Source organism: Dyadobacter sp. AC419 (assembly GCF_979253085.1).
The window spans coordinates 510,894-526,963 of record NZ_CEEDCD010000027.1 but is presented as its reverse complement, the minus strand read 5'-3'; the positions used below and the strand labels follow the sequence as shown (position 1 = coordinate 526,963).

Sequence of the window (16,070 nt, the reverse complement as noted above, 5' to 3'; positions counted from 1 at the left end):
TAACCAAATCTGGCATGGCTGAGTCCAATGGGCAACTAAAACATTTAAATCAGCACGGTCATGAACGGAGTCATTATATCACTAGGCGTATTTGCGTCAATCTTCGGAATAATTTACGTCTTTTTCATCACAAGGCACCGCGAACGTCTGGCCCTCATCGAGAAAGGCGTCGACGCATCTATTTTTAGCGGCAAGAGCTTTACCAGCTTTGTTACGCTAAAATTTGGAATGCTTTTCGTCGGCGTCGGATTGGGCATTTTGGTAGGCCATTTGCTCGAAAATCATTACAATTTCAGACAGGGAGTTGCGTATCTCTCAATGGTTTTTCTCTTCGGTGGCATCAGCCTGATTCTGAACTTCATCATTGAAAGAAAAATGGTGGAGTAATGGCTCTAAAAAATTTGACATAGTACCTTGCATCACAAAGTACCTTTGTATACATTTGTAATGTTGCCTTGCTTCATATTATTCAGTTTGCAAGCAGCAGAATTCTAACTCAAAACATCCCGGAAAGTTTAAAAGCGTGAAAACGCTTGCCGGAAAAGCTATGCCTTTTAATCTATTAGCCCATCATAATTTATTAGCCATGAAATCATTATTCCTATTACTCATTTCACTGCTCGTCTCCGGGCTGCTTTGTGCGTATTCGCATGCTCAATTGGCTCCTTCCGGCAGCTCCATTACCGGATCCGTTAGAGATTCTACAAGTCAAAAGTCTCTGGATTTTATCACCATCAATTTAATGGAAGGGAACAAAGCCCTGAAAGCAGATTTTACCAAAGCAGACGGTTCGTTTTCATTTCAAAAGTTAAAATCTTCAAAGTATTCCGTGGTCATCGTGGGGATTGGTTACAAAACAAAAACCATTGCCGTAGATCTTTCCGACAGCACAAAAAACGTTGTTGATTTAGGTGTAATCGACATTAGCTCAATCGTTATCGGATTAAAAGAAGTGACCGTATCTACCATTAAGCCCATTGTAAAACAAGAAACTGACCGGATCACTTACGACATGCAGGCTGATCCTGAAAGTAAGGTTTATAGCGTGCTTGAAATGATGCGAAAAGTGCCCTTTCTGGCCGTGGATGGTGACGAGAACATTTACTTAAAAGGCAATGCGGACTTCAAAATTCTGATTAACGGAAAGCCGTCAAGCATGGTGGAAAGGAGTTATAAGGAAGTTTTGAGAAGCATGCCCGCTTCTTCTATCCTTAGAATTGAAGTCATTACGACGCCTCCCGCCAAATATGACGCCGAAGGACTGGCCGGCATTATCAACATTATCACCAATAAAAATGTCGACAATGGTTATAGCGGGACATTGAATGTCAATGAGCGTTTTCCGGTTGGTGGGCCTGGGTTTGGAGGAACATTTTCGGCCAAACTTGGCAACTTCGGCATGACTGCATTGGCAGGCGGAAGTCAGTATGACACACCATCCACACGCAGCCGCGCAACCCGGATCGCATTGGGGACTGACCCGTCCGAGCTGTTTCAGGAAAGTTATGCTAAATCAGGCAACAAAAATGGCTATATCGGTTACGAGCTTACTTACGAAGTGGATAGCCTTAATCTCCTGAGCGGGCAATTGAACTTCAACGGAAGTAAATCGGACGGTTCAGGAACACAGACTTCGGTGATCAACGCCAATGATGAAATTATCGAAGGTTACAGCGTAAGAAACAACAACATTGGCCACGGTGATGGAATGGATGCGGCGTTAAACTATCAAAAAGGCTTTAAAGCGGATAAAAACAGGCTGCTCACTTTCTCCTATCGTTACTATGGTTTTAATAATAATCAAAAAAGCAATCTGATGATTTCGGACCGGATCAATTATGACACGCCGGATTACAGACAGATTAACGACCAAAGTTTTTCGGAGCAGACTTTTTCAGGTCGATTATGTTTATCCCATTAAAAAGCTCAGCATTGAAGCCGGTTTGAAAGGCATTATGCGTGACAATAAAAGTGACTTCCAATACAGCACTTACGATGCAGAAAGCAACACTTTTGAGATTAATCCAAGCATGAGCAACAAATTCAATAACACACAAAATGTCTTTGGCGCTTACAACACATATCAATACAATTTCAAAAACTGGGGCGTAAAAGCGGGCGCTAGAGTGGAACAAACCATCATTAATGCGGATTTTGTTTCAACAGATTCTAAGGTGAAGCAAAACTACTTTAATGTCATTCCGTCCGTGTCTGTTAACCGGAAATTGAAAGACAATGCAGGCATCAACTTCGGTTACACCCAACGCATTCAACGTCCCGGAATTTATCAACTCAATCCCTTCATTGATCGTACGAATCCGAGCTTTGAAAGGACCGGTAATCCAGGCTTGCGTCCCGCGTTTGTGCACGATCTGCAATTGGTTTATAGCAAGTCCAAGAAAGCGTCGTTAAATTTTGGAGTTGGATTAACGCAGTTCAAAGATCTGATTTTCGCTGTGGCAGTTTACAATCCTGAAACCGAAATTACACGCACATCATTTGGCAACACGGGTCGTGCGCGGCTGATCAACGGAAATGTGAACCTTAATTATCCGATCACCAAAAAGTGGAATTTCAGCATGAACATGCGCATTGCGCACGGAAAAGTGACGGGCATTGTCAATGGTGCTGAAATTACGAACAGCGGTGTAATGTATCAGATCTCCGCATCAACCGGTTATAAACTTGAAAAGGAATGGCGGATCAATGCCAATTTGGTCGCCCTGGGGCCGAGTGTGAATTTACAGGGAACATCCAATTCCATGATCAGCCCTTCGTTCAGCGTCAGTAAGGACGTTATCAAAGACAAACTCTCGTTTTCGGCTGCCGTAAACAATCCATTTACCAAATTCAGAAATTATCACACCGAAACATCCGGTCCGAACTTCAACTATTTCAACGACCGCAGGGATTACTTCCGCTATTTTAACGTCAGCTTAAATTACAAATTCGGACGTTTGAAGGAAGCCATCAAGAAGAACAAACGTAGCATCAGAAACGACGACGTTCAAAACTAATTTGCGAACAACACTGTCCGTTATCGAACGCTATCCATTGGTTTAATATGTTGTTTTTCAATGTATTAAACCAATGGCACAAAATTGTTGCTGTGGGATTTAGCGTCAGCCGACAGCCGATTGCTGATAGCCTAAATCCACAGTAGCCATGTTTCAAAACTATATCAAAATTGCCCTTAGAAATTTGCTGAAACACAAGACGTTCAGCTTCATTAACATTTCAGGCGTCGCCATTGGGCTGTCTTGTTTTCTGCTTTTGTCATTGTATGTCAAAGACGAATTGAGTTATGACAGATTCCATGCCAATGCAGAGCGGGTTTACCGCTTAAACCGAACATTTCTATCAAAAGACGGGTCTGAATCCCTACGTTTGGGACACGCAGCGCCGCCTTTCGGTCCGCTAGTCAAGCAAGATTTTCCCGAAGTAGAGCAAGTAACCCGGCTGCTGGATTTTAGCGGGTTAATCCAATATGGCGATCATGTTTATAATGAGGAAAATGTCTTTGCGGCTGAGGCAAACATATTTAAAGTGTTCTCATTTAATGTAATGCAGGGCAATGCTAATAAGGCTTTGGAAAACCCATTCTCAATAATGTTTTCCAAACCAATGGCCGAGAAGTATTTCGGAAAAGAAGATCCGATTGGTAAGATCGTCAGGATGGAAAACCAGTTTGATTATACTGTAACCGGCGTTTTTGAACCATTGCCATCGCAGTCACACTTTCATCCAGAAGTCCTGATTTCGTTTTCCACACTCAATGATGATCGCGTTTATGGCGCCGAAGGTCTGAGGAGTAACTGGGGTAACAATTCATTTTCAACCTTTTTGCTTTTACCAAAAAACTACGATCCGCAAAAGCTTGTTAAAGCCTTCCCCGCATTTCAAAACCGCCACATTGATCCCAAAGCATCAACTTATTCGAGACTTAATCTCACTAAACTAACAGACATTCATTTGCGCTCGCACCTGGATTCGGAGATAGAGGCGAATGGTGACATTCAGTATGTTTATTTGTTTTCAGCCATCGCTATCTTCATTCTGATCATTGCCTGCATCAATTATATGAACCTGGCAACCGCGCGCTCGGCCACGCGCGCCAAAGAGGTGGGTATGCGCAAAGTGATCGGCGCGGTCAGACATCAGCTTGTTCGGCAATTTTTAAGTGAATCCATTCTGCTGGTGTTTGTTTCGCTGTTTTTCGCGATTGTTTTGGTCGTGTTATGCCTTCCGGTTTTAAACAATTTTACCCAAAAGCAGCTTTCATTCAATGCATTATTGGATCCTGTTTTCCTTTGCATCGTATTAGGGATCACCCTATTTACCGGATTGATTGCCGGAAGTTATCCTGCTTTTTTTATGACTTCTTTTCAGCCGTTAAGCGTGTTCAAAGGCCGCATTGCTTCTGCGCTGAAAAATGGGAAATTGCGCCAAGGGCTCGTCGTGACACAATTCGCGATCGCCGTAGTGCTCATTATTTGCACAGCAGTGGTTTACAGCCAGATGAAATACATTAGAAACTACAAGCTAGGTTATTCCAAAGATCAGGTTGTGCTGCTTCGCGCTGGCAGTGATTCCGCGGTGAATTTCGAAAGCATTAAACAACAGCTCAAAGAAAATGCCAACATTGTCGAAGTAGGCCGCTCGTCGCGCATTCCTTCCGGCCGGTTACTGGATTCTTGGGGTGCGTTTGTGATGCGGGGCGATTCTATGGCCCCGGCAGAGATTGATATTAAATCTTTGTCCGTCGACGAGGACTTTATCACGGCATATCAGATTGAAATGGCGGCAGGGCGTAACTTTTCAAGAGCATTCTCGACAGACAAAACCAATGGTTTTATCCTCAATGAAACCGCCATTAAGCTGTTAGGCTGGAAAAATCCGGCTGACGCCATTGGCAATCGTTTCGGTTACGGCGACATCCGCGGGCAGATCGTTGGCGTTACCAAGGATTATCATTTCGAATCACTGCATCAGAAAGTCGCGCCCATTGTAATGTTTGCGCAGACGGATCGTCTTGGCTGGATGTCTGTTCGCGTTTCGGGCCGAAACATGAAAGACGCGTTGGCGCACATTGAAAATGTCTGGCAAAAACAATTTCCGGAACGGCCATTCACTTACGAATTTCTGGATCAAAAATTCGGCGTATTGTATGCGACGGAACAAACTCAACAACTTCTTTTTACCGTATTTTCAGGCATAGCGATTTTTATTTCCTGCATGGGTTTACTCGGCTTATCTATGTTTATGGCCGAGATCAGAACGAAGGAGATCGGCGTCCGTAAAGTTTTAGGTGCTTCCGTAACCAGTTTAGTCGTGATGCTTTCCAATGATTTTCTCAAATTAGTCATCATTGCCATTGTAATCGCTTCACCCATAGCCTGGTATGCGATGGACACGTGGTTGCAGGATTTCGCTTATCATACCAAAATCAGCTGGGGCGTTTTCGCATTTGCGGCAATCGTCTCTATTGCAATCGCCTTATTTACCATTAGTTTTCAAAGCATTAAAGCAGCATTAATGAATCCCGTGAAGTCACTGAAAAGTGAGTAAGCGTTACTCTCAGCGTTCTATTTTGAAATAAAAATACCATTTAACCAACAGGCTGCTAGCATTTTTGCTCGCAGCCAAATCATCAAAAAAATGTTTCAAAATTATTTCAAGATCGCCGTCCGGAATCTCCGGAAGTACAAAACCAATTCATTTATAAGCATCATCGGCCTTTCATTAGGGATTGGATGCTTTCTTCTGCTAGCGACTTATGTATTGCACGAAGTGCGCTATGACCGTTTTCAGCCAAATGGCGACCACATTGTAAGGGTTAATCTGTTTTATCAGGCAGGCGATAGCGAGCCGGTCAATATTGCAGTCACGCCCACCGCCGTTGCACCCGTATTTTCAAGAGAATTCGGGGAGGTTAAGGAAGCCGTTCGCTTGTATGCGTACGGAGGCGGAAGCTCGGTGGCGGTGAAATATGATGAAAAGTTATTCAATGAAAAGAAGATTCTGTTCGCTGATTCTTCATTTTTTAAGATTTTCCCAGCGCAATTCCTTCAAGGCGATCAGGCCACAGCATTGTCGCAGCCCAATTCTGTTATTATTGATCAGACAACCGCTAAAAAATATTTTGGCGACGCGAGCGCGATAGGCAAAACCGTCACCATGAATGAAAACCTTACGATGCAGGTGACGGGTGTCATTGCAGACGCGCCTTCTTATTCGCACATCAAGTTCAATTGGTTAGGAAGTTATAGCACATTGCCCCGCTCCAAATCCGAGGCTTTCGATTCCGCAAATGACTACACTTATCTGCTGCTTCAACCCGAAGCCAAGGTGGCGGCCTTGCAAGCAAAAATTGACCAGTTTGCAGCTAAAAATCTGAACAATCCGCAAGATCCGTCTTCCAAAGTAAAACTTGAACTCGAACCATTTAACCGCATTCACCTTTATTCTAAGGTTTCTGCTGGTATGGAAGCAAGCGGCAATTATAAATACATTTACATCCTTTCCGGCGTCGCATTACTGATTCTGGTAATTGCCTGTATTAATTTTATCAATCTTGTAACGGCGCGTTCTGCCGTAAGAGCGCGTGAAGTAGGCGTGCGTAAGGTGATGGGCGCGGCGCGTGCGCAGGTTTTCAGACAATATTTATTTGAATGCGGATTAATTACAGTCGTTGCGATCGTCTTCGGCTTGCTCATTTCATTCCTCGGATTTCCTTTAATCAGCAACTTGACCGACAATGATCTGGGTTTCCAGGTTTGGCCAGCCTATTCTGTGGTTTTATTGCTGATTGTGCTTGGCGTGGCGGTTACTTTGTTGTCAGGCGTTTATCCGGCAGCAGTTCTTTCAGGTTTTGAGCCGGTTAAAGTTTTGAAGGGTAAATTATTAACAAGCTCAGGCGGCAGCGGGCTTCGCAGTTCATTGGTTGTTTTCCAATTCACCATTTCCATTCTCTTCATTATCGGGACTATTATTGCAAATCAGCAATTACAATTTATCCAAAACAAAAACCTGGGCATTAATCCTTCGCAAATTATTGTTATGGACGTCAGTTCAGGCATTTCAATGAGCAAGCTGTCTGCAATGAAGGGCGAGTTACTTAACAGTCCGATTGTAAAATCTGTAACGGCTTCCTACGATTCGCCGGTGAATGTGCAGGGCGGTTATACGATTACAGCCAATGATAAGCCGCAGAATTTTCAGCTGAACATTACGGCCATTCCGGTAGAAAAGGATTTTGTGCCAACATTAGGCATGCAACTGATCACCGGACAAAATTTCAATGATACGGACATTCTCAGAGCGACAGCAGATTCCGCTGCATTACGCAAGTTTGCCTTCATTTTGAACGAATCCGCAGTGAAGGCATTGGGCTGGACGCCGGTTACTGCCATTGGAAAAGCTGTCAATATGAACGGAAGAACAGGCGAAGTTAAAGCGGTTGCCAAAGACTTCCATTTCAGATCTTTACATGAGAAAATAGGCCCGATTGCAATCATTCCGGAATACAATTATTTTGGAAAAGTAATGGTGAAAATTGTAGGAGCCAATTCAGCACAGGCGCTGGCACTTTTAGAGAAAAGCTGGAAGGTGAATTTCCCGACTCGTCCATTTGAATATCATTTCCTGGATCAGGAATTCGACACCATGTATAAAGCAGAAAAGCGTGTTTCTTCAATCCTGGGTGTGTTTTCCGGCATAACGATCTTTATTTCCTGCATGGGTTTATTTGCATTGATCGCGTTCATCTCTGAGCAAAGAACAAAAGAAATCGGCGTGAGAAAAGTGCTTGGTGCATCCGTTGCCAGCATTGTGCTGCTGCTATCCAGAGATTTTGTAAAACTAATGCTCATTGCCATCGCCATTGCCACGCCAGCAGCTTGGTATGGCATGAATAAATGGCTCGCAGACTTTGCTTACCAGATTACGATCAGCCCCTGGACATTTGTCGCAGCAGGCATAGCAGCCATTGCTATTGCATTGATGACAGTAAGTTTCCAAAGCATTAAAGCAGCATTGATGAACCCTGTCAAAGCATTGAAAAGCGAATAACCAACCCGATATATGCTGAAAAATTATCTGAAAATCGCCCTCAGAAATCTGGCCAGGAATAAGACTTATTCTTTCATCAACATTTTCGGTTTGGCTTCCGGCATGGCGGTTTCCGTGTTGATCCTGATGTTTGTTGTGCATGAGTTCAGCTATGATCAGTTTCACGCCAATCACAAGCGGATTTACAGGCTCCTGGCCAAAGTGAAAATGGGCGATACGGATATGCAGTTCAATTCATTTTCCGTCAAATTGGGGCCGGCATTGAAAGAATATAATCCGCAAGTAAAGGATTATGTGCGCGTAAACACGGTTGTGGACAAGGTTGTTATCAAAAATCCTGACCGGCCTTCTGAGGCGTTTTACGAGCAAAATTTTATGTTTGCCGATCCTTCCATCTTCAATGTTTTTTCTTTTAACCTGATAAAAGGCAACAAAAAATCTGTTCTCGAAAAGCCTTTTGATTTGGTGATTTCTGAACGGGCAGCAACCAAATATTTTGGCGACTCAGACCCGATCGGTAAAACATTAATCTATCAGGGAACGCACCCGATGCAAATTACCGGTGTCGCCGAAAACCCGCCTTCCAACTCCACATTCAACTTCGATTTCATCGCTTCGTCCGTCACATTTCCTGCGTTAAGCGAACACAATAAAGAAGCTTGGGATCATGCAGGTGCATTTAATCTCTATCTTTTGCTGGATTCGAAAGGATCGGTTGCGGGGGTGGAGAAAAACATTAAACGTGAAGGAAACCGCACAGGCGCATTCGACGCCGAGGCCAATTACACGCTGGAATCATTCACAAGCACACATTTAGGCAACAATTTCAATGACTCTGGAAATTCGAAGCTCATTTCCATTTTTACCGGAGTTGCCATATTGATTCTTTTTCTCGCCTTATTCAATTACATGAGTCTTACCACCGCCCGCGCAACATTGCGGGCAAAGGAAGTGGGCGTAAGGAAAGTGGTTGGCGCAGGCAGGAGCGGACTGGTAAAGCAATTTTACATTGAATCGGTTTTGTTATGCGTGCTGGCCTTTGGGCTGGCATTTTTGTTTGTTCAATTATTAAGGCAGCCATTTTACGATCTGCTCAACCTGCGCATTGACGCTTCATTTCTGATATCACCGTCGTTTTTGGGCTTTCTGATCGTCTTACTGCTCGTTTCTGCATTGGTTGCCGGCAGTTATCCAGCGCTGATATTATCCGGCTTTGCACCGCTTCAAGTGCTTAAAGGACGTTTAGGTGGAAATCGCAGCGGAACCACGGTTAGGAAACTGTTTATGGTGTTTCAATTTACTGTTTCCATAGCGCTTATCATTTCCAGTTTGGTGGTAAAAAGTCAGCTTAGTTACATGCAAAACAAGAAGCTCGGACTTTACAAAGATCAAATTCTGACCATTCCATTGACTTCAACCGTTGCCACAAGCTTTTTTCCACTGCGCGATGAGATCAAACAGCAAGTAGGCGTACAAAATGTGACGGTTACCAACGCAGGGCTTTTCAAGGGCTATAATATGTGGTTTACCAAAAATCTCACAACCCAAAAGGATGTTGGCGTTGCTAACATGGTCACTGACAATCAATTCATGGAAACCCTGGGAATGCAGTGGAAAAATAAACTCGCTGCGGGTGTGATGAAAAACCGGAATCACGTGCTCATTAATGAGGCTGCGGTCAAAGAACTCGGCATACAAGGCGATCCCGTCGGACAATTGATTGGTGAAAAAGATGAGATTGCGGGCATTGTAAAAGACTTTCATTTCACCTCTTTGCAAGGCGGCATTAAGGCAATGGAATTGTTCATTGTTAGCGATACGACCAACATTCTCAACTTTCCCGGACAACGCGGCGTGCTTTACGCGCGACTCGATCCCAAAACCGACATTCAGGCGAAAGTAGCGCAGATCGGTGCAATCTTTAAAAAATATGATAAGGAAAAGCCATTCGAATATTACTTCCTGGACGATGCCTTTAACGAGACATTTAAAACGGAGATAAGGATGTCAAAAATGTTTTCCGTTTTCACCGCATTGGCCATTTTTATCGCTTGTATGGGCCTTTTCGGGCTGGTAACATTCACAGCTGAAACACGGACCAAGGAAATCGGGATTCGTAAAGTGCTTGGCGCTTCTGTCGCCGCAATCGTTGCATTGCTTTCCAAAGATTTTGTTCGGCTCGTGCTGGTTGCCATCGTGCTCGCAATGCCTGTCGCTTACTATTTTATGGAAAACTGGTTGCAGGATTTTACTTATAAAATTCAAATGCCAGTTTGGATATTCGCTGCGTCGGGCTTGATGGCCATTGTGATCGCACTGGTTACCATTAGTTTTCAAAGTGTGAAAGCAGCGTTAATGAACCCGGTTGAGTCTTTAAAAAGTGAATAGTTCAGTTTTGTGAATTTATCATAAACTAAAAGGGCTCACAGCCGATCGCTGAAAGCCATTTCTCGAACCATGTTTAAAAACCATCTCAAAATCGCTTTGCGGACCATTATGCGTTACCGCAATTATTCGATCCTGAATTTAATGGGCCTTTCGGTTGGTGTTGCGGCCTGTCTGTTGCTTTATGTGGTCTATTCGTATGAGTCCGGATTTGATAAATTTCACAGCAAATCTGATCGCATTTACCGCATTATCAGAAAAACGGATTATCCGACCGGGCAAACCGATTTTACGCCCGGCACTCCGCTTCCTTTCTACGCCGCGTTGAAAGTCGATATTCCGCAATTTGAAATAATAGTCCCCATTTACGGCACGCTGGATCCGCAGATAACAGTGCTCGGACGAGATGCCAAAAGTCAGGCTTCCGATAAGAAGTTTTATGAGGACGATGAAGGTTTGCTCACCGTTCCCGAGTTTTTCGAAATCTTCGACTTTACATTTTTAGCAGGCTCAAAAGCGGTGCTGAAAGATCCCAACGTAATCGTGCTGTCACAAAGGAAAGCTGAAAAATATTTTGGTAACTGGCAGGAAGCCGTAGGGCAGTTTGTGAAAATCAACAATAAGACGGTGATGAAAGTTGGAGGCATCCTGGTTAACCCGCCTTTAAACACCGACTTTCCAACCGACATTGTAATCTCCTATGAATCAAAAAGGCAGCAGCCAATGGCATTCGGTTTTGGAGGTTTCGAAAGCTGGGGAGGCACGAGCAGCAGCGATCAAATGTTTGTGCTTTTGCCCGATAATGTTACGCCTGCCAGCATTGATAAGCTTTTGGTCAAATTCGTTTCCAAACATTATAATAGCAAAGCAGATAATTTCAAGATAACGCATTTCCTGAGCCCGCTCGCCAATCAGCATTACGACAGCCGGCTTCCCAATTATTCGAATCACGTTATCGACAAAAAAGTGCTTTGGACATTGGTCGTAATCGGCATTCTGATCATTTCAATGGCTTGCATCAATTTTATAAACCTTGCCACGGTGCAGTCTGTACGGCGTTCCAAAGAAGTTGGCGTGCGAAAAGTGCTTGGAAGCGGTCGTGCTGAACTTATGCGGCAGTTTTTAAGTGAAACCGTCCTCATTGTTGGCTTTGCGGTGGTGATAGGCGTCGTCATCGCCATGCTAAGCATGCCGCTGTTAGGTAAAATTTCGCGTGTTCCCGCCGAACTTCCCGTTGTTCAGAATCCAAAGATCTGGTTCTTCATTGCCGGGCTTGCGATTGTGGTCAGCTTTGTAGCTGGCTTTTATCCTGCGGTTGTCATGTCAGGTTTCAGGCCCATCGAAGCCATTAAAAGTAAAATTGCAAACCGGTCATTGGCCGGAATTTCTTTGCAAAAAACGCTTATTATCGTGCAATTCGGGATTTCTCAGATCTTGGTTGTAGGCACCATTGTGACCATTATGCAGATGAAATACATTAGTAATCTGGATCTTGGTTTTGTGAAGGAAGGCGTTTATTCCGTCAATCTGGATGAAGCATATAAGAGCCGGTTCGAGACATTTCGGAATGAGATTTTGCAAAATCCGGACATCGCATCAGCAAGTTTTTCGTCCGACGCTCCGTCTTCTGATAACAACTGGTCAGGCAATTTTGCATTCGATAACAGGGGGAAAGATGAAGACTTTCAGTTGTTTAACAAATTTGCAGACGAGCATTATTTCAAAACTTACGGACTGGAATTTGCAGCCGGCGGGCCTTACGTAAAAGGTGATTCTATTGGATCTTGTGTGGTCAATGAAACATTCCTTCGCAAAGTCGGCTTGAAGAATGCGGAGGACGCCATTGGTAAAAACATCAGCATTGGCCGCGGCAAATGGCAGCCTATCGTGGGTGTGGTGAAGGATTTTAAAGCCAATTCTGCGCGTGAAGCAGCCAAGCCGATTATAATCCAGCCTATGCCGGAATATTACTGGTTTGCGGGGATCAAGATAGAGACAAAGAATGTGTCCCGGGCCGTAGCCGAAATTGAAAAAACCTATGCACGAGTTTTTCCGGAAGTGACTTTACAAGGACAATTTTTCGACCAGACTATTGAAGAGTTTTACAACCAGGAGCGCCAGCTGAGCCTGCTTTACCAGATCTTCGCCGGACTTTCGATCTTTATTGCCTGCCTCGGATTATTCGGTCTGGCCACATTTATGGCGCAGCAGCGCATGAAAGAAATCGGTGTCCGAAAAGTGCTTGGTGCTTCGGTTTCCAGCATTGTCGGCTTGTTATCGAAAGACTTTTTAATGCTCGTGTTCATTGCCATTGTGCTTGCGTCACCCGTTGCCTGGTATTTTATGGATAAATGGCTGCAAGATTTTGAATATAAAATTGCGATCAGCTGGTGGATGTTCGCCATTAGTGCGGTGCTTGCCATAGTGATTGCTTTCACAACCGTAAGTTTTCAAAGCATCAAAGCAGCATTAATGAACCCGGTGAAATCTCTGAAAAGTGAGTGATAGGCCTCGTTTGAGGGAATAATTGGTAATCAGGCATTTAGTTTGATATTTCAAAGGAAATTTTGTAATATTTGCTACTGCTTAGTTATAGTTAGTCACCTCAAACTACTATTCATATGCGCCGCAAGCTCTATTATTTCTCCGTAATGCTGTTGTCGTTGTTTGCAAATGCCTGCGTGGATCATGACCTCCCGGGCACTCCGCCTCAATTAGAAACGCTTAACATTACATCTGGTGTCTGGAAATGCAGTGTCACTTTCAATCTGGACATTAAGGATGTCGGGACGATTCCTGTGAAAGAATATGGGATGGTTTACAACATGCAGGGAACGGGAAATCCGCGCGTAGGCAACCCGGTTGTAGGAACCGATTATAAGCAAATCTTTCCAATGCCGTTCTTGCCAGGCAAAAGAACCCTGCTAAACAGCGTCAGCAATACGTGCGGGCCGTTTTTATACTACAGAGCTTATGCTATTATGGAAGACAATTCTGTCGTTTATGGCCAGGAGATCGCATTTGAAAATATTTGATTCGTTATTCTGAATGTTCAGTTAAAAAGCCAGTTGTTCGATTTCGGACAACTGGCTTTTTATTATTCGGCTGTAACTTATTGATTTAAAGGTAATTTGCTGCCCATATCGGACTTGGCATATTAGTTTTAAAATTGCCTCTGCATGCCATAGATACACGTTAACCAACAATCCTTGCAGCCTCGCCATGTTAAAAAACTATCTGAAAATTGCCATCCGCAATTTGTGGAAACACAAAATCTTTTCTTTCATCAATGTTATGGGACTGACCGTTGGGATGTCCGCATGCTTTCTGATCTCGCTATACGTTCATTTTGAGCTCAGTTACGACGCTTTTAATACAAAAGCCGACCGCATTTATAGGTTAGTAACAGACATCAAAACGCCTTCCGAAATCATCAATGCAGGCATAACTTCCTGGGCATTTGCTCCTAACATTAAAAGTGATTTTCCGGAAGTGGAAGCGTTTACGCGGGTGAGCAGCGGCAGTTTTTTGGTAAGAAAAGGTGACATCAAATTTCAGGAAGAGAAAACGCTTTTTGCTGACTCCTCACTTTTCCAGGTTTTCGACTTTAACCTAATTAAAGGAGATCCAAAAACAGCATTAAAAGATCAGTTAAGCATTGTTTTTACAGAAACGGCTGCAAAAAAATACTTTGAAAACGCCGACCCGATCGGGCAGACATTGCTTTTATCCGGCGAGGGATTACCAGCAAAAGTAACGGGAGTAATCAAGGACATTCCTGAAAATTCTCAGATCAAAGGCGATATGATCGTGTCGATGACCACCATGACGCAACGCTTCAATAAAGGCCTGGATGAGCAGTGGGGCAACTTTGGTGCCATGACTTACTTGCTTTTAAAGCCAGGCACAACCGCGGCAGGACTTGAAAAAAAGTTTCCGGCTTTTCTTGAAAGACGCGCAGGAAAAACCATGAAGGAGTCGCAAATGTTCTATACATTGTTCCTGGAACCGCTGCGCGATGTCTATCTCAGATCGACGCGCGATACGCAGGAATCGGGGAGCATGAACAACGTATATGTGTTCTCCGTTGTCGCAATTTTCATCCTGCTTATTGCCTGCATTAATTTTGTAAATCTCACCACAGCACGTTCGGTCGAGCGCGCGAAAGAAGTGGGCATAAGGAAAGTTGTGGGAGCTCCTAAAATGCTCGTAGCCAGACAATTCATCAGCGAATCCATTCTGATATGCATGATTGCATTTGTATTTGCCATTGTCCTAACAGCAGCTTTAATCCCGTTGTTCAATAATCTTTCCGGAAAAATAATCAGCACCGGCATATTTGATAACCTTCCATTTGTAGGCGGCATGTTCATTGCGGCTATATTAATCGGCATTATTGCAGGCACTTATCCCGCTTTGGTGCTGTCTTCATTTGAGCCTGTTGTGGTGTTAAAAGGCCGTTTTACAACCAGTGTGAAAGGGATTTTGTTAAGAAAATCATTGGTAACCATCCAATTCGCCATTTCTATTGCATTGATTATCGCGACGATCGTCGTTTACATTCAGATGGATTTTATGCGCAACCGCGACCTGGGTTTCAGCAAAGATCAGATGATGATCGTGAACTCGCAGGGTGATCCGAAAAAAGATGCATTTAAACAATCGCTGGCTGACATTACGGGCGTAAAATCAACTGCGGCTTCATCAAGCGTGCCCGGAAGCGGCAATCCGGGAGCTTATTCCGAAATTGAAAACAAAAGCGGTGACTTGCAAATCGCCAATCTGGACCTCTACTTTGTCGACTTCGATTTTATCCCGCAATTTGGATTGAAAATGGCTGCCGGCCGACCTTTTTCACGGGAGTTTGGCACGGATACGACGCAAGCCATGGTGGTCAATGAAGCTGCGGTGAAGCTTTTCGGTTACAGCTCACCTGAGCAAGCAATCGGGCGCAGGTTTAAGCAATGGGGTCGTGAGGGTAAAATCGTCGGTGTGATCAAAGATTTCCATTTCCGGTCATTGCAGGAAAAAATTAAACCGCTTACCATGCGCATTGAGCCCGGTGGAAGTGAGCTTGTGTCTATTAAAATTGATCGGCGGCAACATTAAGGAAGCCGTTGCAGCCATTGAGCAAAAGTGGAAAGTGATCTTACCGGAACGACCGTTCAGTTATTATTTTATGGACGAGTTTTTCGACCGCCAGTACAGAAGCGAAGAACGTTTCGAAAAGCTATTTTTTAACTTCGCAATCCTTGCCATTTTCATCTCGTGCCTCGGCCTGCTTGGACTGGCATCTTACAGCACAATGCAGCGCACGAAAGAAATTGGCGTCCGCAAAGTGATGGGTGCATCAACGGGCAGCATTGTCGGGCTTTTGTCAAAAGATTTCCTGAAACTGGTGTTAATCGCGTTCGTTATCGCTTCACCCATAGCGTATTACGGAATGTATCGCTGGCTGGATAACTTTGCTTACAAGACAGACATTTACTGGTGGATCTTCGCCGTTGCTGCATTTTTATCCGCAGCAATTGCGTTTGCAACAGTCAGTTTCCAAAGTATACGCGCTGCATTGATGAACCCGGTAAAAAGCCTCAGAAGCGAATAAAGCCCAAACT

At 44.1% G+C, this 16,070-nt stretch carries 10 protein-coding genes; all 10 read left to right on the top strand.

The window, feature by feature from the left end; genetic code table 11:
- Window positions 1-60: 60 nt before the first annotated feature.
- The 10 genes from AC0IYG_RS27290 (at window position 61) to AC0IYG_RS27245 (ending at window position 16,060) form a co-directional block, all read left to right on the top strand.
- Complete coding sequence (locus tag AC0IYG_RS27290; protein ID WP_471714253.1) at window positions 61-387, top strand: DUF6249 domain-containing protein; 327 nt, start codon at window positions 61-63, stop codon at window positions 385-387.
- Window positions 388-586: 199 nt separating this feature from the next.
- Complete coding sequence (locus tag AC0IYG_RS27285) at window positions 587-1,921, top strand: carboxypeptidase-like regulatory domain-containing protein (protein ID WP_471714252.1); 1,335 nt, start codon at window positions 587-589, stop codon at window positions 1,919-1,921.
- Complete coding sequence (locus AC0IYG_RS27280; RefSeq protein ID WP_471714251.1) at window positions 1,839-3,017, top strand: outer membrane beta-barrel family protein; 1,179 nt, start codon at window positions 1,839-1,841, stop codon at window positions 3,015-3,017. Before AC0IYG_RS27285 ends, AC0IYG_RS27280 begins: the two co-directional genes overlap by 83 nt.
- A gap of 148 nt (window positions 3,018-3,165) precedes the next feature.
- Window positions 3,166-5,568, top strand: a complete 2,403-nt coding sequence (locus tag AC0IYG_RS27275; protein WP_471714250.1) for an ABC transporter permease — start codon at window positions 3,166-3,168, stop codon at window positions 5,566-5,568.
- 90 nt (window positions 5,569-5,658) lie between these two features.
- Window positions 5,659-8,070: an ABC transporter permease gene (locus tag AC0IYG_RS27270; protein WP_471714249.1), complete on the top strand. Its 2,412-nt coding sequence runs from the start codon at window positions 5,659-5,661 to the stop codon at window positions 8,068-8,070.
- A gap of 12 nt (window positions 8,071-8,082) precedes the next feature.
- Entirely contained in the window at window positions 8,083-10,458 is a 2,376-nt protein-coding gene (locus AC0IYG_RS27265) for an ABC transporter permease (protein ID WP_471714248.1), read from the top strand.
- A gap of 69 nt (window positions 10,459-10,527) precedes the next feature.
- Window positions 10,528-12,960: an ABC transporter permease gene (locus AC0IYG_RS27260; RefSeq protein WP_471714247.1), complete on the top strand. Its 2,433-nt coding sequence runs from the start codon at window positions 10,528-10,530 to the stop codon at window positions 12,958-12,960.
- A gap of 116 nt (window positions 12,961-13,076) precedes the next feature.
- On the top strand, window positions 13,077-13,490 hold the full coding sequence (locus AC0IYG_RS27255; RefSeq protein ID WP_471714246.1) for a hypothetical protein: 414 nt from the start codon (window positions 13,077-13,079) through the stop codon (window positions 13,488-13,490).
- A gap of 187 nt (window positions 13,491-13,677) precedes the next feature.
- Window positions 13,678-15,564, top strand: a complete 1,887-nt coding sequence (locus tag AC0IYG_RS27250; RefSeq protein ID WP_471714245.1) for an ABC transporter permease — start codon at window positions 13,678-13,680, stop codon at window positions 15,562-15,564.
- Window positions 15,545-16,060 carry an ABC transporter permease gene (locus AC0IYG_RS27245; RefSeq protein WP_471714244.1) on the top strand — a complete coding sequence of 172 codons (516 nt, stop codon included), beginning with the start codon at window positions 15,545-15,547 and terminating at the stop codon, window positions 16,058-16,060. Before AC0IYG_RS27250 ends, AC0IYG_RS27245 begins: the two co-directional genes overlap by 20 nt.
- Window positions 16,061-16,070: the final 10 nt, after the last annotated feature.